Origin of the sequence: Streptomyces sp. HPF1205, from assembly GCF_020400825.1 — a bacterium.
Lineage (GTDB): Bacteria > Actinomycetota > Actinomycetes > Streptomycetales > Streptomycetaceae > Actinacidiphila.
In genome coordinates this window covers 62,886-87,407 of record NZ_JAINVH010000016.1, presented here as the reverse complement: position 1 = coordinate 87,407, position 24,522 = coordinate 62,886, and the positions used below count along the sequence as shown (strand labels likewise).

At 70.7% G+C, this 24,522-nt stretch carries 19 protein-coding genes and 1 CRISPR repeat array; of the genes, 12 read left to right on the top strand and 7 right to left on the bottom strand.

Translation table 11 applies throughout. From position 1 onward, the window contains the following. Positions 1–6: 6 nt before the first annotated feature. From cas1e to K7G61_RS19845, 11 genes are all read left to right on the top strand, one after another. On the top strand, positions 7–1,008 hold the full coding sequence (cas1e, locus tag K7G61_RS19895; protein ID WP_225848247.1) for a type I-E CRISPR-associated endonuclease Cas1e: 1,002 nt from the start codon (positions 7–9) through the stop codon (positions 1,006–1,008). 12 nt (positions 1,009–1,020) lie between these two features. Then, entirely contained in the window at positions 1,021–1,335 is a 315-nt protein-coding gene (gene cas2e, locus K7G61_RS19890) for a type I-E CRISPR-associated endoribonuclease Cas2e (protein WP_225848246.1), read from the top strand. An 18-nt stretch (positions 1,336–1,353) separates the two neighbouring features. Next, positions 1,354–5,649: direct repeats of the CRISPR family, unit length 29 nt; unit sequence GTGGTCCCCGCGCAGGCGGGGGTGGACCG. A 661-nt stretch (positions 5,650–6,310) separates the two neighbouring features. After that, positions 6,311–7,435, top strand: coding sequence for a C40 family peptidase (locus K7G61_RS19885; protein WP_225848245.1), 1,125 nt, complete (start codon positions 6,311–6,313; stop codon positions 7,433–7,435). Positions 7,436–7,467: 32 nt separating this feature from the next. Next, positions 7,468–7,776 carry a DUF6112 family protein gene (locus tag K7G61_RS19880; RefSeq protein ID WP_225848244.1) on the top strand — a complete coding sequence of 103 codons (309 nt, stop codon included), beginning with the start codon at positions 7,468–7,470 and terminating at the stop codon, positions 7,774–7,776. Then, entirely contained in the window at positions 7,776–8,441 is a 666-nt protein-coding gene (locus K7G61_RS19875) for a hypothetical protein (protein WP_225848243.1), read from the top strand. Before K7G61_RS19880 ends, K7G61_RS19875 begins: the two co-directional genes overlap by 1 nt. Positions 8,442–8,473: 32 nt before the next feature. Beyond that, complete coding sequence (locus K7G61_RS19870) at positions 8,474–9,850, top strand: ATP-binding protein (RefSeq protein ID WP_225848242.1); 1,377 nt, start codon at positions 8,474–8,476, stop codon at positions 9,848–9,850. Between the two features lie 47 nt (positions 9,851–9,897). Beyond that, a complete protein-coding gene (locus K7G61_RS19865; RefSeq protein ID WP_225848241.1) occupies positions 9,898–11,361 on the top strand; it encodes an SCO6880 family protein in 1,464 nt (487 codons plus the stop codon). A 27-nt stretch (positions 11,362–11,388) separates the two neighbouring features. Continuing rightward, positions 11,389–11,799 carry a DUF6238 family protein gene (locus K7G61_RS19860; protein WP_225848240.1) on the top strand — a complete coding sequence of 137 codons (411 nt, stop codon included), beginning with the start codon at positions 11,389–11,391 and terminating at the stop codon, positions 11,797–11,799. A 23-nt stretch (positions 11,800–11,822) separates the two neighbouring features. Then, a complete protein-coding gene (locus K7G61_RS19855) occupies positions 11,823–13,337 on the top strand; it encodes an ATP-binding protein (RefSeq protein WP_225848239.1) in 1,515 nt (504 codons plus the stop codon). A gap of 70 nt (positions 13,338–13,407) precedes the next feature. Then, positions 13,408–15,189, top strand: coding sequence for a type IV secretory system conjugative DNA transfer family protein (locus K7G61_RS19850; RefSeq protein WP_225848238.1), 1,782 nt, complete (start codon positions 13,408–13,410; stop codon positions 15,187–15,189). Next, complete coding sequence (locus K7G61_RS19845) at positions 15,186–15,815, top strand: DUF4913 domain-containing protein (RefSeq protein WP_225848237.1); 630 nt, start codon at positions 15,186–15,188, stop codon at positions 15,813–15,815. The genes K7G61_RS19850 and K7G61_RS19845 overlap by 4 nt, the downstream gene beginning before the upstream one ends. Here the strand turns inward: K7G61_RS19845 and K7G61_RS19840 are convergent. Continuing rightward, positions 15,807–16,391: a hypothetical protein gene (locus K7G61_RS19840; protein ID WP_225848236.1), complete on the bottom strand. Its 585-nt coding sequence runs from the start codon at positions 16,389–16,391 to the stop codon at positions 15,807–15,809. The genes K7G61_RS19845 and K7G61_RS19840 overlap by 9 nt on opposite strands. A 10-nt stretch (positions 16,392–16,401) precedes the next feature. Further along, positions 16,402–19,119: a polymorphic toxin-type HINT domain-containing protein gene (locus K7G61_RS19835; protein ID WP_225848235.1), complete on the bottom strand. Its 2,718-nt coding sequence runs from the start codon at positions 19,117–19,119 to the stop codon at positions 16,402–16,404. Here K7G61_RS19835 and K7G61_RS19830 point away from each other — a divergent pair. Beyond that, positions 19,067–20,104 carry a LamG domain-containing protein gene (locus tag K7G61_RS19830; protein ID WP_225848234.1) on the top strand — a complete coding sequence of 346 codons (1,038 nt, stop codon included), beginning with the start codon at positions 19,067–19,069 and terminating at the stop codon, positions 20,102–20,104. The genes K7G61_RS19835 and K7G61_RS19830 overlap by 53 nt on opposite strands. Before the next feature lie 252 nt (positions 20,105–20,356). Here K7G61_RS19830 and K7G61_RS19825 read toward each other — a convergent pair whose 3' ends face one another. The 5 genes from K7G61_RS19825 to K7G61_RS19805 all read right to left on the bottom strand — a co-directional run bounded on the left by K7G61_RS19825 (position 20,357) and on the right by K7G61_RS19805 (position 24,500). Further along, positions 20,357–22,072: a relaxase/mobilization nuclease domain-containing protein gene (locus K7G61_RS19825; RefSeq protein WP_225848233.1), complete on the bottom strand. Its 1,716-nt coding sequence runs from the start codon at positions 22,070–22,072 to the stop codon at positions 20,357–20,359. Then, positions 22,072–22,587 carry a plasmid mobilization relaxosome protein MobC gene (gene mobC / locus K7G61_RS19820; protein WP_225848232.1) on the bottom strand — a complete coding sequence of 172 codons (516 nt, stop codon included), beginning with the start codon at positions 22,585–22,587 and terminating at the stop codon, positions 22,072–22,074. Before mobC ends, K7G61_RS19825 begins: the two co-directional genes overlap by 1 nt. A gap of 131 nt (positions 22,588–22,718) precedes the next feature. Beyond that, positions 22,719–22,943, bottom strand: a complete 225-nt coding sequence (locus K7G61_RS19815) for a hypothetical protein (protein WP_225848231.1) — start codon at positions 22,941–22,943, stop codon at positions 22,719–22,721. A 73-nt stretch (positions 22,944–23,016) separates the two neighbouring features. Next, positions 23,017–23,940 (bottom strand): DUF2637 domain-containing protein, encoded by a 924-nt coding sequence (locus K7G61_RS19810; RefSeq protein WP_225848230.1) that lies wholly within the window; start codon positions 23,938–23,940, stop codon positions 23,017–23,019. Further along, complete coding sequence (locus tag K7G61_RS19805) at positions 23,937–24,500, bottom strand: WhiB family transcriptional regulator (RefSeq protein ID WP_225848229.1); 564 nt, start codon at positions 24,498–24,500, stop codon at positions 23,937–23,939. The genes K7G61_RS19810 and K7G61_RS19805 overlap by 4 nt, the downstream gene beginning before the upstream one ends. Between the last annotated feature and the right edge of the window lie 22 nt (positions 24,501–24,522).

The window sequence follows — 24,522 nt, the reverse complement described above, 5'->3', positions numbered from 1 at the left end:
GCCCCGATGACCACCAACCCCGAGGCTTCCGCCCGCCGCCGTATCGCCGCCCCCACCCTCGCCATGCTCCCGCGCATCGGCGACTCCCTGTCCTTCCTGTACGCCGACGTCGTACGCATCGTCCAGGACGACACCGGCGTCTGCGCCGAGACCACGACAGCGGAAGGCGACACCACCCGCGTCTACTTACCCACGTCAGCCCTCACCTGCGTACTCCTCGGACCCGGTACCTCCATCACCCAGCCCGCCCTGTCCACCTTCGCCCGCCACGGCACCACCGTCATCTGCACCGGTTCCGGCGGGGTCCGCTGCTACTCCGCCACGACACCGGACTCGTTGACCACGACGTGGCTCGAACACCAGGTCCGCCATTGGTCTGATGACGATCGCCGCTTGGCGGTGGCGCGCCAGATGTACCTCAAGCGGTTTCCCGGCCCGGTACCTGTCGGCACGAACCTGGAAAAGCTGCGCGGCCTGGAAGGCCAGCGCATGAAAGCCCTCTACAAACTCCTGGCCCAGCAACACGGCATCGGCCGATTCCGCCGCGCCTACGACCCCGACTCCTGGGACGGCCAGGACCCGGTCAACATGGCCCTGTCCTCGGCCAACACCTGCCTCTACGGCATCGTCCACGCCGCCATCGTCGCCCTGGGCTGCTCCCCCGCCCTCGGCTTCGTCCACCAAGGCACACAGCACGCCTTCGTCTACGACGTCGCCGACCTCTACAAAGCGGAACTCACCGTTCCACTCGCCTTCTCTCTGCACAATTCCCCTCGCCCGGAGGCCGAGGCCCGGCGCAGCTTCCGCGAGAAGTTGCGCCTCTTCAAACTCCTCCCCAAGATCGTCACGGACATCCAATCCCTGCTCGCTCCGGACGCGCCCCGGGCCGCAGCGGACGGTCAGAGCGTCGACATGGTCAACCTCTGGGATCCCGACGCCGGCTCCGTTCCCGCCGGCGTCAACTACTCCAACGCCGCCCCGCCCGAGACCCCCGACCTCGCCACCTGAGAGCGCCAGCCCATGCCTTCCCTCACCGTCCTGGCAACCACCGCTGTCCCCGACCACGTACGCGGCGCCCTCACCCGCTGGATGATCGAACCCACCCCGGGCCTCTACGTCGGCACGCTCTCGGCCAGAGTCCGCGACGAGTTGTGGACCGTCATCGCCGCCTCTGTCTCCGACGGCGCCGCCGTCCTCATCCACCCCGCCGCCAACGAACAGGGCTACGCCCTCCGCACGGCCGGCGAACGCCGCCGCATCCCGGTCGACTTCGACGGCCTGACGCTTGTCGCTCTGCGGCCCGACCAATACCAAGAACTGGCAAACCCCGCGTAGCGTCGCAGGTCGCGAAGGGTGGTCCCCGCGCAGGCGGGGGTGGACCGTACAGCAGCCCGGCCGCCGAGCGCAGCAGCGAGTGGTCCCCGCGCAGGCGGGGGTGGACCGCCGCACGGGGGGTCTGATGCCCGCCGTGCTGAGTGGTCCCCGCGCAGGCGGGGGTGGACCGACCGCGGAGACGCCGGCGGTGACGCCGGGCACGTGGTCCCCGCGCAGGCGGGGGTGGACCGCTGGAGCAGCGCATGACGCCGCGACCACGCCGGTGGTCCCCGCGCAGGCGGGGGTGGACCGGCCAAGAGGATCCCCGCGAACCCGTTCCGCGAGTGGTCCCCGCGCAGGCGGGGGTGGACCGTGGGCCGCCGCGTGCCGGAAGGCGGGCATGACGTGGTCCCCGCGCAGGCGGGGGTGGACCGCTCCTTCACGGGCGGCTGGCTTGGGGTGGCTGGTGGTCCCCGCGCAGGCGGGGGTGGACCGCCGCGATGTGGTCGGCGACCGGCGACGACGCGGTGGTCCCCGCGCAGGCGGGGGTGGACCGCCGGCGGAACAGGCGTCCAGCAAGACGCCACGGTGGTCCCCGCGCAGGCGGGGGTGGACCGTCCCACATGTCGGGGCTCAGGGTCTCCTGCGCGTGGTCCCCGCGCAGGCGGGGGTGGACCGACCAAGCCCATATGGCGAGGCGCCACCTTCTCGTGGTCCCCGCGCAGGCGGGGGTGGACCGTAGCGGTGGTTCTCCAGCCGGCCGACGATTTCGTGGTCCCCGCGCAGGCGGGGGTGGACCGGCGTCCGCTGCCGGCGCGGCCGCGGCGAAGGCGTGGTCCCCGCGCAGGCGGGGGTGGACCGCCGCGATGTGGTCGGCGACCGGCGACGACGCGGTGGTCCCCGCGCAGGCGGGGGTGGACCGCCGGCGGAACAGGCGTCCAGCAAGACGCCACGGTGGTCCCCGCGCAGGCGGGGGTGGACCGTCCCACATGTCGGGGCTCAGGGTCTCCTGCGCGTGGTCCCCGCGCAGGCGGGGGTGGACCGACCAAGCCCATATGGCGAGGCGCCACCTTCTCGTGGTCCCCGCGCAGGCGGGGGTGGACCGTAGCGGTGGTTCTCCAGCCGGCCGACGATTTCGTGGTCCCCGCGCAGGCGGGGGTGGACCGGCGTCCGCTGCCGGCGCGGCCGCGGCGAAGGCGTGGTCCCCGCGCAGGCGGGGGTGGACCGCACTCCTCACGCCAGACCCCCTCGGCTTGTACGTGGTCCCCGCGCAGGCGGGGGTGGACCGACCAGGTTCACGCCCTCGGTCGTGCCGGTGGCGTGGTCCCCGCGCAGGCGGGGGTGGACCGAACGCGGTGATGTCGTCCTCACCGATCCAGGAGTGGTCCCCGCGCAGGCGGGGGTGGACCGTTCCCCACCCGGCCCGCGTTCATGGCTGGACTGTGGTCCCCGCGCAGGCGGGGGTGGACCGGTCTTCGGCGAGAGCCAGTGCGCGGCCGGCCGGTGGTCCCCGCGCAGGCGGGGGTGGACCGTTCCTTCCTCCTCCTCCGGGGGGTGTGGGGGGGTGGTCCCCGCGCAGGCGGGGGTGGACCGCTGTCCGGTCTCCAGAAGGCGTGGAGTGACGAGTGGTCCCCGCGCAGGCGGGGGTGGACCGCGTTGAGCTCGGCATCCGCGAGGTCCGCGCGGGTGGTCCCCGCGCAGGCGGGGGTGGACCGTCCTGGCGTACGGCACCGAGGAGGAGATCAGCGTGGTCCCCGCGCAGGCGGGGGTGGACCGGACAAGGAATTCACCTCCGGCCGGGACCGCAGGTGGTCCCCGCGCAGGCGGGGGTGGACCGCCCGTCTACCGGGCCGTCATCGACTGCCAGTAGTGGTCCCCGCGCAGGCGGGGGTGGACCGACGCTGGTGACCTCCTTGCGGACGCTCATGACGTGGTCCCCGCGCAGGCGGGGGTGGACCGCTTTACAACGACACGCACAACGCCCTCGCGTTGTGGTCCCCGCGCAGGCGGGGGTGGACCGAACGCCCTCTGCTCCTCGCTGGGCGGGAACTGGTGGTCCCCGCGCAGGCGGGGGTGGACCGTCGTCGGCACGCGGAATGCACCCACCCGCAAGGTGGTCCCCGCGCAGGCGGGGGTGGACCGGACTTCACCGACCGCAAGGAAGCCGCCGAGGCGTGGTCCCCGCGCAGGCGGGGGTGGACCGAAGTTCTCGCCGAGTGGCTCGGCTTCTCCCGCGTGGTCCCCGCGCAGGCGGGGGTGGACCGGCCCCGTCACCCAGAACCACCACACCGAGACCGTGGTCCCCGCGCAGGCGGGGGTGGACCGCGGCCCGTGAAGGCGGCCCACCCCTCGGGTGTGTGGTCCCCGCGCAGGCGGGGGTGGACCGGTGTCCGGAGCCGGTCTCGACGCTGACCCGGAGTGGTCCCCGCGCAGGCGGGGGTGGACCGCAAACCCGCGTAGTGGAAGTCCAGGACATCCGGTGGTCCCCGCGCAGGCGGGGGTGGACCGCACAGCGCGTCCTGTTCGCTCTCGGCTACGGCGTGGTCCCCGCGCAGGCGGGGGTGGACCGACGGTCGAACTCCGTTGACGTGGCCAGGAAGCGTGGTCCCCGCGCAGGCGGGGGTGGACCGCCGCTGCTCACCGGCAGGGTGGTCTTGGACCAGTGGTCCCCGCGCAGGCGGGGGTGGACCGGCGATGGTGACAACCTGCTTCGCCGTGGTGCGGTGGTCCCCGCGCAGGCGGGGGTGGACCGCTGGAAGGGGCGTACGCCCGGCAGATCGTCCGGTGGTCCCCGCGCAGGCGGGGGTGGACCGATGCGGTGTGGTTGGGCGTTCGTGTAGCGGGCGTGGTCCCCGCGCAGGCGGGGGTGGACCGTGGCCGGACGCGCCGTGGACGCGGTCCCCGAAGTGGTCCCCGCGCAGGCGGGGGTGGACCGTTCGAGTTCCTGATTCTGTGCCGTCGCACGGGGTGGTCCCCGCGCAGGCGGGGGTGGACCGGTCTCCCGTCCCTCGCGCACGCCCTCGATCTCGTGGTCCCCGCGCAGGCGGGGGTGGACCGGTGCTGGAACGCTGGGACTACCTGTCGCTGCCGTGGTCCCCGCGCAGGCGGGGGTGGACCGATGGAGATCCACCGCATCACCGGGATCGCCCGGTGGTCCCCGCGCAGGCGGGGGTGGACCGGAGAAGAACCGTTCCTGGACCTGTTCCAGGCCGTGGTCCCCGCGCAGGCGGGGGTGGACCGCCCATCGCGGGCGGCGAGGCGGCCCTGAAGTCGTGGTCCCCGCGCAGGCGGGGGTGGACCGCTGGCGCTGGAGGACCTGGTCGCGCACATGCAGTGGTCCCCGCGCAGGCGGGGGTGGACCGTGGGTGTGCATGGGGACGTCGCACGGGCCCCCGTGGTCCCCGCGCAGGCGGGGGTGGACCGGTCCAGCCGGTGACGACTTCGGCCGCCGGCCGGTGGTCCCCGCGCAGGCGGGGGTGGACCGCAGCTCCAGCGCCTCGCGTACAACATGGTCACGTGGTCCCCGCGCAGGCGGGGGTGGACCGGACAACCGCGGCTTGCCGTCGGGGCCGTCCTCGTGGTCCCCGCGCAGGCGGGGGTGGACCGTGCTCGGGTGATGGCTCCGCCCGCCAGGACGTGTGGTCCCCGCGCAGGCGGGGGTGGACCGGCTGGCATCGCGCTCTTCGGTGGCCTGTGGACGTGGTCCCCGCGCAGGCGGGGGTGGACCGGAGGACTTCCGGGAACTCGCCAAACGGCTCGAGTGGTCCCCGCGCAGGCGGGGGTGGACCGGAGACGGCGACGGGGAGGACGTACGGCGGCACGTGGTCCCCGCGCAGGCGGGGGTGGACCGTATGTCGTGGGGGGCGCGGTCCAGTCGGCCCCGTGGTCCCCGCGCAGGCGGGGGTGGACCGCCGCCGCGGGCGCCCCGGGCGGCGCCGGCCCCGTGGTCCCCGCGCAGGCGGGGGTGGACCGCGCGCGCCTTCCTCAACCTGTGGGAAGGCTCCGTGGTCCCCGCGCAGGCGGGGGTGGACCGCCACGGGGCGTTGCGGCTGTAGAACGCGGACAGTGGTCCCCGCGCAGGCGGGGGTGGACCGCCCATCGGCGCCGACAGCGCCGGCTTCTGCGAGTGGTCCCCGCGCAGGCGGGGGTGGACCAGCCGGTTCGGGCTGCTTTATGCCCGGATGAGCGTGGTCCCCGCGCAGGCGGGGGTGGGCTCTGGGAGTTCAGCCCGGCCTTCTTCAGCTTGTGGTCCCCGCGCAGGCGGGGGTGGACCGGCCGGTTCGGGCTGCTTTATGCCCGGATGAGCGTGGTCCCCGCGTAGGCGGGGGCATCATGCCAAAACCTGGACGGGATGCTCGGCCCTCCGAGCAGCCCAGTAACACGATGAAAATCGGATAGCCCGCTGGAGCCACCGTCCCGGTTTCTCCCCTCCACCGTGATCATCTTGTGGCGCGGCCTGGTCTTTTTCAGCGGTACTCAACATTTCCCGCGCAGGTGGGTGATCCCAAACGTGTCCCATTCTGCGCCCATACTGCCGCGCCTTTGGGCTGATCGAGGCGTAGCGGCGTTCGGGTGACCGGCATTTGGTGCGGCCGGATTTCGTGCCTACTGTCTGGCGGCAGTCATCGAACCGGAAACGACTCCGACTCCTTGACATGCGCTGCCATGCCTCATGGCTGGGGTGTGAAGTAGCGGTCTGCCGATTCCCTCACCGCCGACGTAGAGGACGTCCACATGTACCCGCTGAGAATACGCGCGCGGCCAGCAGTTGCGCATATCCGGAATCCGTCGTCCACGAGGCACCGGAAGTCCTGAACCCGGGAGCCGCCTGCCGAGGGTGGGTCCACGTCGATTTGGTGCTGGATGGTCTTCAAAGCGACCGGCACCGCACCGCCCCCACGATCGGTCAAGGAGCTGTTCGCGTGCCGCACATCGATATCCACGCCTGCCCAGCTCGGGTCGCCGCCTCGGCCCGTACAACCTGTCGGCGAAAGCCATGAAGAAGGCGGTCGGCAGCCTTATCGTCGCTCTCGCCGCTGTCGCGTTGTTCCCGGTCCTTCCGCTCCTCGGCGTCGTGGCCGCCACCGCATCGGCGGCCTGTTCCGGCGCCGACGCGCGAGGCGTCGACGTTCGCGCCGTCGCCGTGCAGGTCAAAGCGATCCTGGCCGGCGGCCACGCGGCGAAGGTGGCGGTGGCTGGCCTGGATGACCCCGCCGACCAGGTGCCCAATGCCAAGACGATCGCGGCCACCGGCGTTGCCATGCGCGTCCCGGCCCGTGGCCAGGTGGTTGCGCTCGCCACCGCATTACAGGAGAGCGGTCTGCGCAACCTCGCCTACGGGGACCGCGATTCGCTCGGCCTGTTCCAGCAGCGGCCTTCGCAAGGGTGGGGAACCGCGGCCGAGGTGATGGATCCGGTTCACGCCTCGGCGAGGTTCTACGCGGCTCTGCGGACGGTACCCGGTTGGCAGTCGTTGACCGTCGCCCAGGCCGCGCAGGCGGTGCAGAAGTCCGCCTTCCCCGAGGCATACGCGAAGTGGGAGCCGCTGGCGACGGCGCTCCAGAAAGCGATCGAGCCGCTGCTGTCCAAGGATGGCGGCGCCCCGGACGACCCGACGGGCGCCCCCATCGCCGACGCCGATGCCGGTATCGCGAGTCGCTGCTCCGTCGGCACCACCGGCCCGGCCCCCGACGGCTCCCTGCCCGCCGCCTACGTCGTCCCCGCCAACGCCCCCGAACAAGCACAAGTCGCAATCCGGTGGGCGCTGGACCAGCTCGGCACCCCGTACCAGTCGGGCGGCCACTGCACCGACCCGCACGGACCCGACCCCATGGGCCGCTGCGACTGCTCAAGCCTTGTCCAGCAGTCCTACCGCCAGGCCGGGATCAGCCTGCCGCGGACAACATACGAGCAGGTCAAGGCGGGCCATCCGGTGTCGGTACGGGCGCTGCGGCCCGGGGACCTGGTTTTCACCGGCGGCAGCGCCGAAGCGCCCGAGCACGTCGGGATGTACGTCGGCTCCGGGCTTATCGTCCACGCCCCGCACAGCGGCTCCGAGGTCCGCGTCGAGTCCCTCGCCTCCTGGAAGCCGCGCATCCTCACCGCCCGCCGCATCCTCTGACCCTCCCCTCCCCCACCACCAGGAAGTGCGCCATGCGTCTCACGTACAAGGTCGCCCAGCTCGCCTACGACCCGGGCATCAAACCCAACGAAGGTGGCCTGCCGGGCCTGTCCGTCCTCAAGCAGGTGATGGGATCCGTCAACCTCTTCGGCATCATCGCCGTGGTCGGCGCGCTCGCCGTCAGCGCGGGCATCTGGGCCTGGGGGCACCACTCCGGCGGACATCATGCCGAGGCCAACGGCAAGAAGGGCGTCCTCGTCTGCGCCGGCGCGGCCCTCCTGCTCGGGGGTGCCAACGGCATCGTCGCGTTCTTCTCGACGCTGGGAACGCAGGTCCGCTGATGCGCCTCCGGCCGATTATCCAGCAACCAAGGCGCGTCCACAGGGCGGCGCTCGGCGTCGCCGCGTTCCTGGTCCTCGTCACCCTCAGCGTCCTGGCCGCCTACTTCGCCCGAACCGACCGCTCGACGTCGGCAGCGCCTAGGACACCCAGCCTCACCTCCCGCATCACCTCTCCCGCCACCGCCTCACCCTCGGCTCCCACCGCCCGCCGCTCCCCGCCATCCACCCACGACCCGATCGCCTTCGCCAAGGCCGCGGCCGTAACCCTGTGGTCGTACGACACCCGGGCCGGTTCCCAGGCCGACTCGCTGGCGGCGCTGCACACCTGGATGACCGGCGAGAAGCAGTACGCGGACACCGCTTCCGTCGACGCGCTTGTCCCGTCCCCGGTGCTGTGGAAGGAGATGGCCGCGGACCGCCAGTACGCCACTGCAGGGGCCGCCGAAGGGCATTTTCCGGCTTCCTTCACCCAGGCGCTGCGGGCCGACCCCGGAGCGATCACCACCGCGTACGTCTACGCGGTCACCGTCACCGGCGAGCAGTCCATCGGGTGGAAGGGGACGCCTCACGGCGAGGTCGAGCCCCGCTCCGTCACGCTCGCCGTCCAATGCCGCCCGGAGCACGACTGCGCGCTCGTCGGTGCCCTGCCGAACGTAGCGCCCTGACCGTACACCCCGCTGGAAGGAGGTAACCCCTGATGGGAGCCTGTGATCTGCCCTTGATGGACAAGGTCTGCGACGCCGTCGGCGGCGTCGTTTCCACCACCGGCAAAGCCGTCACCGACGGCATCGGCGCGTGGCTGGCCAAGTCCGCCGGGGATCTCGCGGCGAGCGCGGCCGACCTGGCAGCCAAGGCGGTCGACGAGACCACGGCCATCGACCTCAACGCACCCTGGTTCCGTCAAAACTACGAGCAGCTACTGCCCGTCGGCCTGGCGCTTACGGTCGGTACGTTCTGCCTCCAACTGGTCCTGGCCGCATGGCGCCGGGATGAACGCGCGCTGGCGCGTGCGGCGGTCGGCACCATGACCGGCATCCTGTTCTCCTTCTGCGCCATCGCCTTCACGTCCGTGGCGATCACCGCGGTCGACGCCTTGTCGAGTGGACTACTGCAGGTCAACGGCAGCTCCGTGAGTACCGCGATCAGGCGGGTCGTGCAGGTCAACGAGCTGGGCGCCATGTTCGGCCTGGGCTGGGGCGTGCCGGCGCTGGTCGCGGTCGGCATGGCATTCGGCTCGCTCATGTACTGGGGCGTGATGGTCGCGCGGAAGGTCGGCGTCCTCATCCTGGTGGCGCTGGCGGTGTTCGCCGGTGCTGGGGGCGGCTGGGAGGCCGCCAAGCGATGGCGGCGCGGCTGGATCGAGGCCACCACCACCCTCGTCGCGTCGAAGCTGCTTATGACGGTCGTCTTCGTGATCGGCGTCTCTGCCATGGGTAAGTCGGACACCCGCGACGGCCTGTCGGCCCTGTCCGACGCCCTGGCGGGGCTGGTCATCCTGGTCATCGTCCTGACGTGCCCGTACGCCCTGTACAAGTTCGTCCGCTGGGCGAGCGACGGCGGCGGCAACGACGAAATCCACCGGACCGGCACCGCCGGATTCTCGGCCGCGGCGGGCGCGGTGAAGACCGCGGGCACGCTCGCGCTGTACGCCCGTATGGGCACCCCTGCTCCGCAAGGACCGAGCCGACTGCCCGGCGTCGGCCCGGGCAGTGTCGCCACCGGCATCGACCCCACCGGCGGCCACCTGAGCAAGGAGGGGATCGACGGCACACCGCCCCCTCAGACCCGTTTCCGCTACGGCGAAGACCCGAACGCCGAAGGTGACGGCGGCAGGGCTCTCGTCCGCAGGCCGGGCCTGCCACCGCTGGTCACCCGCCCGGGCACGGCCACTGCGGACAACGCGGCGGACGGCCGTATCACCGAAGCGCACGAGCCGGACGCACCTCTCCCCTACTTGGGCGCCTCTCTGCCCACCGGTCGGGTTGCGGAAGGCGATCCGTCGATCTCACAGCCGCCCCCAGCCGGGCCGGCCGGCAGCGGGCCGCCCGAACCCCCGCTGCAACCACCGGCATGACCGCCCGACCCGCCCTTCCTCCCGACCTCTGACCTCTGGAAACCCCCATGCCCCACACCTCCCGGACCGACGCCACCGTCAAGTTCCCCCATCGCTCCAAGCGCGGCATCCTTCTCGGCCTGACCGCACCCCAACTACTCGCCTGCGCGATCAGCGGGCTCCTCCTGCTGGCCGTCGTCCTCACCCGCGGCATCATGGGCGCACTGGAACTCACCCCTCTGTGGGCGCTGGTCGCGCCGCTCATCTTCGTCCGCCATCGGGGCCGTTCCCTGGCCGACTGGGCCCCGATCGTCGCCCGCTACGTACTGCGGCGCCTGCGCGGCCAGCTCATCTGGCTGGCCCGGCCGTCCCGGCGCCCCGTACGCGAGGGCCTGCTGCACCTGCCCGGCACCGCCGCTTCCCTACGGGTGGTCACCGCCCCCGACCGCGGCTACGGAGCCGTCCACAACCCCCACACCGGCACCCTGACCGCAGTGGTCAAGGTGTCCGCACGCGCCTACGCCCTCCTCGACCCCACGACCCAGGAGGCGAACGTCGCCGGCTGGGGCCGGGCCCTCGCGGCGCTGGCCCGTACCGGCCAGGTGGCCCGTATCCAAGTGCTGGAGCGTACGGTGCCGGACTCGGGTGACGCGCTGCGCCGCTACTGGGCCGAGCACGGCGACCGCCGGGCCCACCTGGCCGGGCAGGTCTACGAGGAGCTGATCGCCTCCGCCGGGCCGACCGCGGCGCCGCACGAGGCGTACGTCGCCGTGGCGCTCGATCCGAAGGCCGCCCGACGGGTGATCAACCAGGGCGGAGGAGGGCTCACCGGAGCTTTCACCGTACTCACCCAGTTGATGTCCACCTTCGAGCACGCCGCCGGAGCAGCCGGGCTGAGCCCCGGCGGCTGGCTCACCGCGAACGAGATCGCCGCCGTCATCCGTACCGCGTACGACCCCAAAGCCGTTCCCGCGCTGGACCGCTGGTCCGACGCGGGCCGTCCGCGAGCCGATCCCGCTGCCGCCGGCCCCGTCGTGGTCGTCGAGAAGTCCGACCACATCAGCACCGACTCCGCGGTCCACACGACCTACTGGATCGAGAACTGGCCGCGCATCGAGGTCTCCACCGGCTTTCTCCACCAAGTGCTGTTCTCCGCCGGCGTGCGCCGGACCCTCACGTTGTCGTACGAGCCCAAGGGCATGGATGCGGCGCTGCGCGACGTCCAGCGCAGGAAGGCGTCGGTGCTTGCGGACGCTTCCGAACGCGCGCGCCGCGGGCAGGTCGACTCCGAGGCCGACTCGATCGAGTACCAGGACATCAAGATCCGCGAACGCCAGCTCATCGCCGGTCACGCCGATGTCGCACTCACCGGGATGCTGACCGTCTCGGCCGACACCGAGGACGAGTTGCGCGCGGCCTGCGCCGCGGTGGAGGCGGCGGCCGTCGGCGCGCAACTCGACCTGCGCCCGCTCACCTGGCAGCAGGCGGAAGCCTTCACGGCCGCCGCCCTGCCCCTTGCCCTGGCTTCCTGATGCCCCTCCCGTGAAAAGAGCGCCCCCGTGCCCCGTACCCCGCCGCCCCTGGCCCAGGACTTCGTGCCTTTCGCCACCGCCGCCCTGGACTTCCACCTCGCACTGAACCTGCCCGTCGGCCCACTCGCCGCCCCACGGCCCGAGCTGGACTCCCTCCACGCCCACCTCGTGTCCCTGCACGCCCTGCTGGACGCCCACGCCTGCCGCACCGGTCGCCTCGCCCCCGCCGAAAGCAACCACCTCGCTGCCGCCCGGCTCCGCATTTGGCAGGCCGCCGACCGCCTCCATGCCGCTTACCACGCGGCACCGCGCGGCCCGCAGGAACGCGGAACCGACCTGCCCGAAGGCCCGCCCGCGCTGACCATCTGCCGACGTCACCAGCGCGCCACCCGCCTCGCCCGCCGCCATACGACGCCCACGGACATCGCCCGCCCCTGACTCCAGTACCCAGGAGCCGCCTCATGCCCAGTGCCCGCCCGCGCGCCACCGCCACGCAGTTGTTCGTGCCGCGCCGCATGCCCCGCGCCCAGCAACGAGCCGCCCGTACCGGTTACGGGGAAGCCCGCCGCAAAGCCCGCGTAGCGACCGCACCGGCCGAACAACACCACCGCGCCCGAACCCTCGATCCCGACGCACAGCCGGTCTACCCCGCCACCGGGCGTCCCGGCCCCGCCTCCGCGCGCGGCGGGAAACTCAGCCTGCCGTCCCATCGGATGACCACGGCCACCGCCTCCGGCGCCTACCCGTTCCTCGCCGAAGGCGGCCTTGGCGCCGAGGGCATCTTCATCGGCCGCGACGTCCACGCCGAGGCCGCCTTCTGCTACGACCCCTTCTCCCTCTACGCCAGCGGCCGCGTCGAGGGCTTCACCAACCCCAACGCCGTGCTCGCCGGAATCATCGGCATGGGCAAGTCCGCCCTGGCCAAGTCCCTCGCGATCCGGTCGATCGCCCACGGATACCGCGTCTACGTCCCCTGCGACCCCAAGGGCGAATGGACCCCGGTGACGCACGCCCTCGGCGGCTCGGCGATCGCGCTGGGCCCCGGCCTGCCCGGGCGGCTCAACCCCCTCGACGCCCCCGCCCGCCCGGCCTCCGTAGGAGCGGCGGACTGGGCGGCCGAGGTACGCAAGCGCCGCCTGCTCCTCCTCGCCGGCCTCGCCCGCACCGTACTCAAACGGGACCTGCTACCGGTGGAGCACACGGCGCTCGACCTCGCGCTGGATCTGGTGACGGCCGATGCCGAAGCGTCGGGCGCCGTGCCCCTGCTCGGAGACATCGCCAACGCCCTCGGCTCGCCCGCCGGTCTCGGTCCCTCGTTCGGCGACAGGGCAGGGGGTTTCGCCCCGGCCGCCGAAGACCTCGCCCATGCCCTGCGGCGCTTGGTGCACGGCGACCTCAGCGGCATGTTCGACGCGCCCAGCACCGTCGCCTTCGACCCCAGCGCGCCGATTCTGTCCATCGACCTCTCGCGCCTCGGCGGTACCGGCGACGACACGGCTCTGGTCCTCGCCATGACCTGCGCAAGCGCCTGGATGGAGTCCGCCCTAGCCGACCCCCGCGGCGGCCGGCGCTGGGTCATCTACGACGAGGCGTGGCGCCTGATGCGCCACCTCGGCCTGCTGGAACGCATGCAGTCCCAGTGGAAGCTGTCCAGGGGTCTCGGCATCGCGAACCTGATGGTCATCCACCGCCTGTCCGACCTGCTGTCCGCAGGCGACGTCGGCTCCCGCGGCCGGGTGCTGGCGGAGGGCCTGCTCGCCGACTGTTCCACCCGCGTCATCTACCGCCAGGAACCCGACCAACTCGTCGCAGCAGCCTCCCTCCTCGGGCTGACCGGCGTCGAGACGCAGGCGGTCGCCGCCCTCACCAAGGGACGCGGCCTGTGGAAGGTGGCGGGCCGCTCCTTCGTGACGCAGCACGTCCTCCACCCGACGGAACGCGCCTTGTTCGATACGGACGCCCGAATGTCCGGCTGACGCGTTCGGCCCTCTGCGGGGCGATAGCGAATCACCCACGTGACCAGCCTCATCCTCTCCTGGAGCCGCATTGCTTCCTTCACGCACGAGCGCGCCCTCGACCCCAGGGACCGACGCCCTCCTCTGTCTCCTGGTCGGCGCGGTCGGCGCCGCCGCAACCTTCGCGTCCCTGACGTGGGTGTCCGGGAACCTCGGCAACCTCTGTACGGGTGACGGTTCATGGGCGACCTTCCACGCAACGGCTGCCGTGGTGCGGCCTGGCGTGCTGTGGCCGGGCCTGGGGCCACTCGCCCTGCTGGTCTGGGTACGGATCGTCCCCGGTCTCGCCACATTGGCCATTGCAGCCACCGCTGTGGCCACATGGCTTCGGACGCGTAACTCCGGGAACGGCCTGGCCCGTCGCGCCGAACTGGCTCCACTCCTGGCCAAAGGGGTCGCCGTCAGGGCACAGACCCTACGGCCGAGTTTGGCCGGCCGGAGCTGGAAGGAGGTTGCGCCCGACGACCGCGGCCTTCTTCTGGGCACCCGTTCTCCCGGCCGGGTCGAAGTCCGCGCCTCCTGGGAGGACGTACTCCTCGCCATCATGGCCCCGCGCTCGGGCAAGACGTCCGCCCTGGCCATTCCCTTGATCCTGGCCGCCCCGGGTCCCGTCCTGCTCACCTCGAACAAGGCGGCCAACGACGCCTTCACGGCGACTTTCGGCGCCCGTGCCGGGGTCGGCCGGGTATGGACCTTCGACCCGCAGCAGATCGCCCACCATCCACGCCGGATGTGGTGGGACATCCTGGCCGACGCCCGCGACTTCGCAGGAGCCAAACGCCTGGCCGGCCACTTCCTCGCCGCGTCCGTGGACGAGTCCCGCGGCTCGGATTTCTGGTCGACCGCCGCGGCCAACACCCTGGCCGCGCTGTTCCTCGCCGCCGCCTCCCACCGCCGACCCGTCACCGACGTGCTGGCCTGGCTGGCCTCTCCTGCGGACCGCACCCCGGTGGACCTGCTCGCAGATGCCGGCCATGACGCGGTGGCCGCCCAACTCCGGGGCACCGTCTCGGGCGCCACCGAGACGCGTGACGGCATCTACGAGACCGCCCGCCAGTACGCCAGTTGCCTGCTCGACCCGGAGGTCGCCGCCTGGGTCATCCCGGACAAGGAGGTGCCACAGTTCGATCCGTCAGCGTTCGCCACCTCCCGCGACACGCTGTACCTGCTCAGCAAAGAGGGCGGCGCCTCCGCCAAGGCCGTCGTGGCCGCAGCGGCCGACGCCGTGATGCGCGCCGCCGTCACGGTCGCCGAAGGCTCCGGGGGGCGCCTCGACCCGCCGGCCCTGTGCGTGCTGGACGAAGCCGCCAACGTCTGCCGCATCACCGACCTGCCAGACCTCTACTCCCACCTCGGCAGCCGGGGCGTCATCCCCGTCACGATCCTGCAGTCCTACCGCCAGGGCCAGACGGTCTGGGGCGAAGCCGGGATGGACGCCCTCTGGTCCGCCGCCACCATCAAAGTCATCGGCTCCGGCATCGACGACGCCGACTTCGCCGACCGCCTCTCCCGCCTCATCGGCGACCACGACGTACCCACCACATCCGTCACGGACTCCGCTTCCGGCCGCTCCACCTCCGTCAGCACGCGCACCGAACGCATCCTCCCCCCGGACGCTGTCCGAGCCCTGTCCAAGGGCAGGGCTCTGCTGTTCGCCACCGGCATCCGCCCAGCGCTGCTCACCCTCACCCCCTGGTACCAGGGGCCCGCCGCCAAGGTGATCGCCTCCGCCTCCCGGGCGGCAACCGCAGCGATCACCGAACGGGCCCGCGCGAGGACCGCCCGCCCGGACGGCCGCAGTAGCGTTTCATGAGCAGCGAACACGTCCGATCCGACACGGGAAAACGCCACGACGCCGAGGACCCGGGCCCGGAGCCGGTCCACGTCCCCGACGGCGACCTCGACGATCTCACCAGCGCACTGGCCAGGACCATGGCCGAGGTCCGCCAACACGGCATCATCCTCGACCGCCTCCGCTCCGAACCCGAGCCCGGCGAGCAGATCCAGGGCGAGGGCGAGACCGCAGCGGCGTTCATCCCCACCATGGAGGGCCAGCCATACGCAACCGAACTGGCCGCGCTCACCGATTGGGTGAACCACCTGCTCCTCCCCGTCTACGGCCGCGAAATCAGCCCCGCCCGCCCCTGGTGCGAGCGCTGGCACGAGCACCCCGAAGCGGTCGCGCGACTCCACGCGCTGTGGCTGGCCTGGCGCCACCTCACCACCTCCGAGGCGGGCCTCACGGGCCCGAGCACCTGGCACCGCGACCACCTGGACCACGCCCTGCTCCAGCTCCGAGCCCCCGACGGCCCCTTCGCGGCCTGCACCACCAACCCCGACCGCACCAGTCACCGACTGCTGCCAAGTCCAGCACCCGGCCCCACGCGAGCCGACCCGCGATCGGCGAACACAATTTCGCCACGCTATTTCTCACATTAGCTCATCCCATTTAGCGCAAACAACAAATTCTCTCGCCATGACCCGTCTCATCTCAACCTTCTCTGCAATATCAGACAACCTTACCTGGAGGACCCGTCGAGGATCAGGTGATTCAGAAATCAGCTCGATATCGCGATCAAACCAGTTATTTTCAACCCCGCGCAACGTTGACTTAATAACTCTCAACTCGGGTGCCCGAAATCCACCACTCCTATGAACGATATGGTCACAGCAATTCCAGAAATTTCCAATATTGGAATTGATCTTTCCAAACTGTTCCCGAGGTTCCAGTCCGTCCGGTGCGGCAATAAGCAGGCCGACAGCCAAGGCCGTCGCCCTATAGTAGTCCGGAAGTAGGATATCATTGCTGGAATGCAATTCACTTCGCCAATTGCGCAATGATTCAACTGCTGCACCTAGCGAATCTCCTTCTGATCCACAGGCGGCGATGATAATTCCCAAATCCGCTACGAACGGCGTGCGCAACACTTCTACGATCGGCATTATCCGCGCTAGGCACAGGGCACCGGAGACGGCAACCCTGAGCCTAGCGTTGGAACCTTCAAACAAGTCCACCGGAAGCTCACTAACGTCTCATGAGAACTCGATATCGAGTATTTCCTGTTCGCGAGAAGCCCGTACCGAGTCCGATATTTGTCGGCGAAAGACCCAGGCCAGTGCCCTCGGCAAAACACTCCTCGCACATCCTAGTGGAGGAGGCGATGCTTTCCAGCTCCCAGTCGTCCCCGAGGGCACCGATGAGAGTGGACTCAGCGTGCCCATCGCCAGAAATATACCGTGCATCAATCGTCGGCGAGCCTTCGCCTCGCCACTCCTCCGGCAGTCCTGGCTGCTCAGTCGCCACCCAGGTATCCGTAACATTCGGGTCTGAGATCCTACGCACCTTCGCAACGGCGACAGTAGACGTATCCGGGTTAGCTCGAGTCGCCGCCAAATCCCTAGCCTGCTTGTAGGCGGTTACGCACCCGTTTGAGTTGTGGACCAAGATCGGGACGCCGCCCGCCACAACATAGTACGTGTGGAGTTGCTGGACCGTGAGGTTCCACCGGTTTGCGGTGCCGGGGGTGAGCTTGATCGATTGAACGATCGGCTGGTGGCCGTGGGTGGTGGCGAGGTGGTGGCCCGGGTGGAGTTTGCCGGCAGGGACCCAGGTGTGGGTGGTGGCGTCCCAGAAGGGGTGATTGGCCGTGGTGTGGAGGACGGCTGTGTGCCCGGGGCCTGTAGTGACGGTGACGTCGAGAAGGTCGTGATCGTGGTTGATCCAGACGTGCTGGACCCCTCGGCTGCCTTCCGGTTCACCGCTCTTGGGGTCGGCTGCTTCGACCTTGTCACCGATCGTAATCGCCCCGATCGGTTTGGCTTTCCCATCAGCCAGCAGGACCGGGGTGTCCGGCGAGAAACTGCAGCCGCTCCTCGTAGTTTGATGGGTGCCGGTTGACGGCTCGCTGGGCGAGGTCTCCTTGACGGTGACGGGATCTCGGAGGGCGTCTTCCGCCTGGTTCTTGGCGTTGCGTGCCGCGTCTGCGGTGTCCGCACCAGCCGAAGTCTCCGCTTTCGCCTCGGCGCTGCCCTTGCCGGCCGGAGACAGGTCGCCGCGTTCCTCGCCAGAGCTGGGTCCTTCGCCGAAGGGGGTGTCACGAGGGCTTTCACCGTGTCCCATCGTGAGCATGTAAAGGTTTGTCAAGAAATCTGTACAGTTCGCCAGGGTCGAGAAGCTGAACCCCGACACACAGTTTTTCCCAGCACCGAATCCGAAAGTTCTTGCTGTGCTGCTGAAGAACTTGTCAAAGATGTCGGGACCGCTGGGCAGCGGCTGGTGCTGTTTGACAATGGTGTCAGTGTCCGGGCCGTACCCCGTGACCGCTTGGGTGGAACAGCCGACGTATCCGCATTGGTAGTCGTGAACGGCGTTGTTGTCGGCAACGACCTGGTCGCAGGTGTCCGTTACGTTGCAGTTGTCGGTGCCCGTGCCGCCGGTTGAGGGTCCTCCGGTCGTGGCGCATGGAGAGTCACCGTTCTGTCCGCATTCGGAGCGGAGTCCGCTGGGGTCGGAGCCGCTCGCGGGGTTGTCGGCGGCGTACGTGTAGCCGCCCATCTGGTTGGGGTCGCCGGCTTCGAAGACCGGGTCGGGGGCGAGGAAGCGTCCTGTGGCGGGGTCGTAGTTGCGGGCTCCGAGCAGGTCGAGGCCGGTGACTGTGTCAGTGGGTTGACCGAGGAAGCCGCGGTTCTCGTCGGGGGCGACCCAGGAGGCGGGTGTGGTGCCGCGGGGGTTGCCGTAGGGGTCGTAGGAGCGGCGGGTGACGGCCAGGGTGTTGGCGTCGATGGCGGTGGTGGCGGTGCCCTGGGCGTTGGCGACCTGGTAGGTGACGGTGCCGGAGCTGGAGCGGGTGATGATGGTGCCGTCCGGTCCGGTGTAGTTGCGCAGTGCGGTCCAGGTCTTGGCCGCGACGTTCTGGGTGATCTGTTCGGCGCCGCCGAACAGATACAGGATGCGGGTCTTGTCGGTGCCACCGGTGCTGCTGGTCTGCTCCAGGAGGTTGCCGTCGGCGTCGTAGAGGTAGGAGCTGGTGGTGGTCGTCGTGCCCGAGGGGGTGGCGACGGTGGCTGTGCGGCCTTCGGCGTCGTAGGTCAGGGTCTGCTTGGCGCCGGAGGGCACGGAGGTGCCGGTGCCCGGCGGGGTGTACGTCTGGCCCGTGGGATGACCGCAGTCGTAGATGACCTGTTTGGCGCCGCCTGGGGTCTGGTTGGTCGAGGGGTCTCCGAGGCACCGTCCTGATGAGACCTGCACGAGCGCGCCGGCGGTCGTGGGCTTCCACTGCTGGCTGGTTGCGCCCGAGCAGGTGGTGATGATCACGACCGTGTTGTTGACGGTTCCGCCGCCTGTGGTGTCCAGGCACTTGCCGAGGGTCTTGACCGTGCCGTCGGTGCCGATGGTCCAGGTTTCTCCGCTCGTTCCGCACCCCCACAGAACCACCGCGGTGCCGTCGGTGGTCGATGCCGAGGGGTCGGCCAGGCACAGGGCTCCGCCGTTGGTGGTCTTGACGCGAGAGACGAGTTCGCCGGTGCTGGTCACCGTTCTGCTGGTGGTGTCGCCGGCGTTCTTGTTGGCGTATGCGGGGTCGGTGGACGAGGGCGTGAGGGTTGCGGTGCCGGTCGGTCCGGTCGTGGTGGTGACCCCGGCCTGGTCGGGCAGCGAAGCGGCGGCAGTGCCGTCGGCGCCGGGATAGCTGGTGGTCTGGGTCGTGTCGTTGAGGGCGTTGCCGCTGGTGTCGTGGCCCACCATTGCTGTGCGGTCGCCGAGCAGATCGTATGCGCTCACCCTGGACCCAAGTAGCGGCCTGCCGCCTCTGCTTCACCCCAGCAACCATGCCACCCTCCCTCTGACCCTGCCTCCGAGCAAGTACCCGGTCATCGCCTCACCCGGTGACATCAACAGCCCCGTCGACCCAGGTATCCCCGGCTCCCCCGGCCCGGACGGAGTACCCGACCTGTACACCGTCGACGCGCAAGGCCAGCTCATCGAGTACCCCTACGTACAAAACAGAACAGACATATGGCCCCCGCAGTACCACTTCGCCCCGCCTCAGATCCTTGGAGCCGTCACCAACACCTCGAATCACGCTTGGGACCTCTCCGACGGCGCCGGCAGCACAGCGGCCGACACCTCCGGCGGTCTCAATGCCACCCTGAGCGGCGCATACAACTGGACCACCGACTCCGGGCGAGGCAACGTCATCAATTTCACCGGCACCACTGGTTACGCCGCCACCCAGAGCCTGGCCGTGGACACCTCGCAAGGTTGCACCGTCTCCGCCTGGGTCAAACTCACTTCTTCGGCAGCCAACTCAACATTCGTCTCGCAATCCGACAGTGCCGGCAACACCAACGGCCTTCAGCTCTACTACTCCTCGGGAGCCCAGGCCTGGGCTTTTGGCCGCCACAACGACGACACCACCAGCACGTCGTACACCTCCGTCTACGGCACGCACGCCGTCACCGGACAGTGGACCCACCTCGTTGGCGTCTTCGACGCCGACGCCGAACAGCTGAGCATCTACGTCAACGGTCACTTGGCCGGCACCAAGACATACTCCGGCACGATGTGGAAGGCCGCCGGGCCCCTCCAGATCGGCCGCCGCCTGTACCAAGGCGCGTACGGCGAGTACGCCAACGCACAGATCAGCGATGTCCGGACTTACCCCACCGCACTGCCCCCAGCCGACGCGGCCGCAAGGGGTGACAACCCGGTAGCAGTCCAACTCGACTGAGCCGCCAGAGGCGGACTGCTGGAGGCCGGGGCCGTTCACCGTGGCTGTGGTGAACGGACCCGGCCCGTCCCCCCAACCCTCACAGGCCGATCATTCTCCGTGGTCACGCCTCCCGGTCTGCGCAGGCGACCTCGGCGCAGGGTATCGGTGCCGACAGCGGGCTTGATCATCCCGTGGAGGAGCTGACTTTCCATCCGCAGCGCTCGCCGAAGCATTCATCCGCCTGACCGTGGAGCCCGCCGCTCTTCCGGCTCAGAACCGTGGCGGCCGCTGGTTCGAGGCGGGAAGGCGCGTGGCCGGGAGTGGTGAGGAGCCGGGCCACTGGTGCGGTGGCCTCCCTGGGCAGCGGCCGATGCCTGGATCTGCGGGTAGGTCGGCCAAGCGGCGGAGGCGCCAGACCAGGACGTCGTCGATGCTCTCGGCCGAGTCCAGCTCGCGCATGGCCACCGCCTTGCGCAGGAGGCTTTCGGGGTCGTGGCCTCTCCGTTCGGACTGGGCCAGCGTGGCGGCCAGGGCGTCGTGAGCGATGACCCGGCCCGTGCCCCTAGGCAAGGCGGCGCGGATGAGGGTCTCGTACGTACGGCGCTGCGCTTCGGGCAGTGCGCGGGCTTGGTGCCGCAGGGCTTCCAGGGGCGCGGCGACGGCCTGATGGTAGGCCGACCGCAGGTGGGTGGCGGCCTGGCGGGCGGCTTCGGCCTGCTGGGCGTGACCGCGGGCGGAGTGCCAGCGGGCTGCGGCCACGGTGGCCAGAACCAGGGTGGACAGAAGCATGGCGGTGGCGGCGCCGTCTTCGCCTCGGCCCAGGGCCCCGCCCGCGTTGACGATGCTGCGGGCTGCCGCCCGCAGCGCCCGGTTGTCTGCCCGTTCGGCGCGGACGTGGCTACGGGTGGCGCGTTCGAAAGCTCGGGCCGCTTCACGCAGGTCCGCGCGGGTGCTGAACGGGGTCGTCTGGACGGCCGCGTCGAGGAGTTCGCCGATGCTGGGGAGGAGCGCGGCGGCTTCGTCGCCGTCACTGGCCAGTTCCACGGCCGCACGCTCAGCGACGCCGACAGCTCGGTGGCGCTGACGGGCGGGTGCAGATTCGTGCGGACGGGACGCCATGGCGTCCGGTGTGTCGGCGACGGCGACAGCACCCGCGGAGAGGCGGTTGCGGATCTTGGGCAAGGACAGGTCGGGGGCCAAGGTGGAACCCGCGAACCAGACGGGTTCACCCGCACGGTTTCGGTCGCCACGCAGGGCGACGCTGTAGCCGAGGACATCGCCGGACGGCGCGTGGCGCAGCTTGATGCGCAGGCCGGCGTCGCGCACGCGGGTGAGGAACTCCTGCTCGTCGGCGGCTCCGGCCAACGCTTGGCGAAGCGCTTCGCGCAGCGTCTCGCGCGGGGTTTCCGCGCGGCCAGCGCGCTCGGCCTTGAAGCGTTCCGCGCTCGTGGGCTTCTTCGCCGCCGTGCCGTCTCCGGGTTTGAGCTGCCGCAGGCCCAGTTCCCGCTCGATGGTGCGGCATTCGGCCTGGGCCTTCTTGAAGTCGTAGTTCATCCGGGGCCTGCGCAGGTCGCCGCGCACTATGGTGGCCACGATGTGGATGTGGTCCTCGGCGTGGCGGACAGCGATCCACCGGCAGCCGTCCCCGTCGCCCTCGGGCGTAAGGCCGACAGCGGTGACCAGGCGGCGGGCGACGGTGTCCCACTCGGCGTCGCTCAGGTGCCGGTCGCCGGGGTCGATGCGTACGGAGCAGTGCCACACGTGCTGGGCCGGTGCGGCGGTACCGGCCTGCTTGACCCGCAGGTCCAGCCCGGCGGCCAGTCGCGACATGGCGGCCTTGGGGTCGGTAGAACGGCCGGGGTCGGGCGCGAAGCCGTCCCAGGAGCCGACGAGGTGCGGGTCTGCGTGCTCGTCGCGGCGGCCGGGCCCGTACAGATAGACGAGCAGCCCGTACGTATGTGAGCCGCGCCGGATTTTCGGCACCACTACGAGCGCCTGCTGACCAGCGCGTCGGCTGCGTCATCGATCCGTGCGAACACGCTGAGCAGGGTGCGCAGGGCCCGGTCGAGGCGGCCGGGCAGTGGCTGGCCGCCGGCGTTGTGGACGTGGGCGATCTGGTTGATGTTGTTTCCCACCCGGGAGACCGCGGTACGCAGCGCTGCCAGCTCGTCGATCGCGGCGGCCAACTGCCGGTCGGGCCGTACGGCGAGCCGTCCGCGGGCAGCGGCGAGACCGGCGGCGGCCAGGAAGCCCGCCACGGTGATCGTGTGCTCCTTCGCGGCGGCGGCGATCTCGTCGCGTTCGGTGTCGGACAAGCGGATGGTCAGCTTGTGGGGGCGCTTGCTGGGGGTGCGGGCGCGGCGGCGGGGTTTGCGGTCGGGGAAGGCGGGCGTACGTACGGTCTGCGGATCGACTTCGGTGGCTTCGGCGTCGTCGACTTCTCCCCCGGTGCCCGCTACCCCCTGGTTGCGGGCACCCGGCCGGTCCTCGTGCGCCCTCACTCGAGGACCGGCCGGGTCCTCGGAGGCGTGCGCCGGTCCGTAGGACCGTCGTACGCGACAACTTGCTCCGCCTGGGGCCGTCGTCGGTTCGCGCGAGGGTGCGGGGTGGCCGGCAAACGTGTCGTCCGTCGTCAACGGCCGGATCCGGCATCGCGTCGGCGGGCCTCGCGCAGGAGGTCCTCGATCCAGTCCATGGCCAGGACGGGATGGTGCAGTGTCCACGGCCGGTCATACGGACGGCGCTGGACGGTCCAGGACGAGTCCGGGCCGGGTTCGGCGCGGTGGAGATAGCCGCGGCTGCGCAGGACGGCGAGCCAGGTGTCCACTTCGGCGGCGCTGGCGGGGCGGGTACGCATGGTGGTGTCCTCCGAGATGGGCTTCAAGGTGCCCGGACGTGTCGTCCCGGCGATGCCGGGCTTGGCCGGTCAGTCACCCGGAGACGGTGTCCGGGGGCTCGTACTGCTGGCGCAGGCGGGCCATGAGGTGGGTGAGGGTGTCGTTGGACAGCGGGACGCCCTGACCGCGGATGGCCTGGGCGATCACCTTCCGGGTCAGCTTGTCCTCGGTCAGGACGGCCTGCCGGGCGATGGCGAGCAGCCGGTCGGTGTCCTGTCCGCGTCGCCGGTCACCAGGTGTCCGTGGGCGTCCGGACACCTCGGTGACCGTTGGAGGACCGTGGACCTCGGCCGCCGGTGTTGTCAGATCGGTCAGTGTCCGGGAGCGCTGTCCCGGTGTGCCCGGAGCGGGCGCCGGGTGTTGCGGCGAATCGGACACCCGGCGGCCGGACGGTACGGATCTCCCCCGGCGGTGTCCGATCCGGTCGGCACCTGCCGGCTGGCGTACTCCGCCCCGGCCGAAGGCGCCCGTCCGGACAGCCGCAGCAACGTCGGACTCTCCGGACAGGCCGTGGGCGGCAGGACCGTCCGGGCCTCGGGCGATGAGGATGTAGAGGTGGACGGCTCCGGCCAGGGCAAGCGGAGCAACCGTGGACAAGGCGGCCACCGCCTGGTCGCCGAGGCGCAGGGCGGTGACCGAGGTGGGCCCCTGATTGAGCCGGACGGCGTGCAGGGCGTTGGCCCAGACGCTGACGGCGGTCGCGGTCCCGAAGAGCGCCCAAACGTACAGCCGCGCCCTCAGCGGCGCGGCGCGCAGGACGAGCAAGGCGCGTACCCCGTACGAGATGAAGCCGTCGATGGCCAACGGGAAGAGCCAGCACAGGGCAGGGCGAACGTGGATCGCCACGGCCATCTGCTGCAGGGCGCTGTACGACAGCGCGCAGCCGGCCGCGCCCAGCGCGACGACGGCTGCGCGGTCCCAGGCCGTGACGTGTTCCGAGACCGGCCGACGGTTCACGCCGCCGCCCCGAAGTCGCCGCGGGCGGGGCGCTCATCGCCAGGTCTCCTGGCCTTCGGGGCTGCCTTGGCCATGCGGTGACGCTTGACGCGGCGGGTCTTCCGGTAGAGCTTCTGGGCGTGCTCTTCGCTGATCTTCAGCAGCCGGGCCAGACGTTCCTCGCTGATGCCTTGTTGGCAAGCGGTCGCCACCAGAGCGCGGCGTTCGGCTTTGGTGAGGTGGATGTCGCGGCCGGCGAGGGCCGCGGTGACGCGGGAGTGGTCCAAGCGGCGGTCGGCCTGCTCGTGGAGTGGTCCACGTTCCTCCTCTGTCAGGCCGCCACGGATGCCGTAGACATCACCGGTCTCCAGCGCTACGTCCAGGCAGGTCCGGCGCACCGGGCACTGAGCGCACAGTGCTTTCGCGGTCCGGATCTTGTCGGTCTCCTCGGGCTCGGGGAAGAACCACTCGGGGTCCACGGGGTTGTAGTCGGTGGGCTGGCAGACGGCGTCCTCCTGCCAACTGTGGTCGCCGAGCAAGCGGTGGCGAGAGGCGAGGGGTGGTGTCGTGGGGGTGGTCATGTGCTGGCTCCGATCGCTCTCC

What these genes read in the sequence shown, in the direction of transcription:
- K7G61_RS19835 (WP_225848235.1), bottom strand. Translation starts at nt 19,119, where the DNA reads ATGGTGGGCCACGACACCAGCGGCAACGCCCTCAACGACACGACCCAG.
- K7G61_RS19815 (WP_225848231.1), bottom strand. Translation starts at nt 22,943, where the DNA reads ATGCGTACCCGCCCCGCCAGCGCCGCCGAAGTGGACACCTGGCTCGCC.
- K7G61_RS19805 (WP_225848229.1), bottom strand. Translation starts at nt 24,500, where the DNA reads ATGACCACCCCCACGACACCACCCCTCGCCTCTCGCCACCGCTTGCTC.
- K7G61_RS19875 (WP_225848243.1), top strand. Translation starts at nt 7,776, where the DNA reads ATGCGCCTCCGGCCGATTATCCAGCAACCAAGGCGCGTCCACAGGGCG.
- cas2e (WP_225848246.1), top strand. Translation starts at nt 1,021, where the DNA reads ATGCCTTCCCTCACCGTCCTGGCAACCACCGCTGTCCCCGACCACGTA.
- K7G61_RS19880 (WP_225848244.1), top strand. Translation starts at nt 7,468, where the DNA reads ATGCGTCTCACGTACAAGGTCGCCCAGCTCGCCTACGACCCGGGCATC.
- K7G61_RS19870 (WP_225848242.1), top strand. Translation starts at nt 8,474, where the DNA reads ATGGGAGCCTGTGATCTGCCCTTGATGGACAAGGTCTGCGACGCCGTC.
- K7G61_RS19885 (WP_225848245.1), top strand. Translation starts at nt 6,311, where the DNA reads ATGAAGAAGGCGGTCGGCAGCCTTATCGTCGCTCTCGCCGCTGTCGCG.
- cas1e (WP_225848247.1), top strand. Translation starts at nt 7, where the DNA reads ATGACCACCAACCCCGAGGCTTCCGCCCGCCGCCGTATCGCCGCCCCC.
- K7G61_RS19855 (WP_225848239.1), top strand. Translation starts at nt 11,823, where the DNA reads ATGCCCAGTGCCCGCCCGCGCGCCACCGCCACGCAGTTGTTCGTGCCG.
- K7G61_RS19845 (WP_225848237.1), top strand. Translation starts at nt 15,186, where the DNA reads ATGAGCAGCGAACACGTCCGATCCGACACGGGAAAACGCCACGACGCC.
- K7G61_RS19865 (WP_225848241.1), top strand. Translation starts at nt 9,898, where the DNA reads ATGCCCCACACCTCCCGGACCGACGCCACCGTCAAGTTCCCCCATCGC.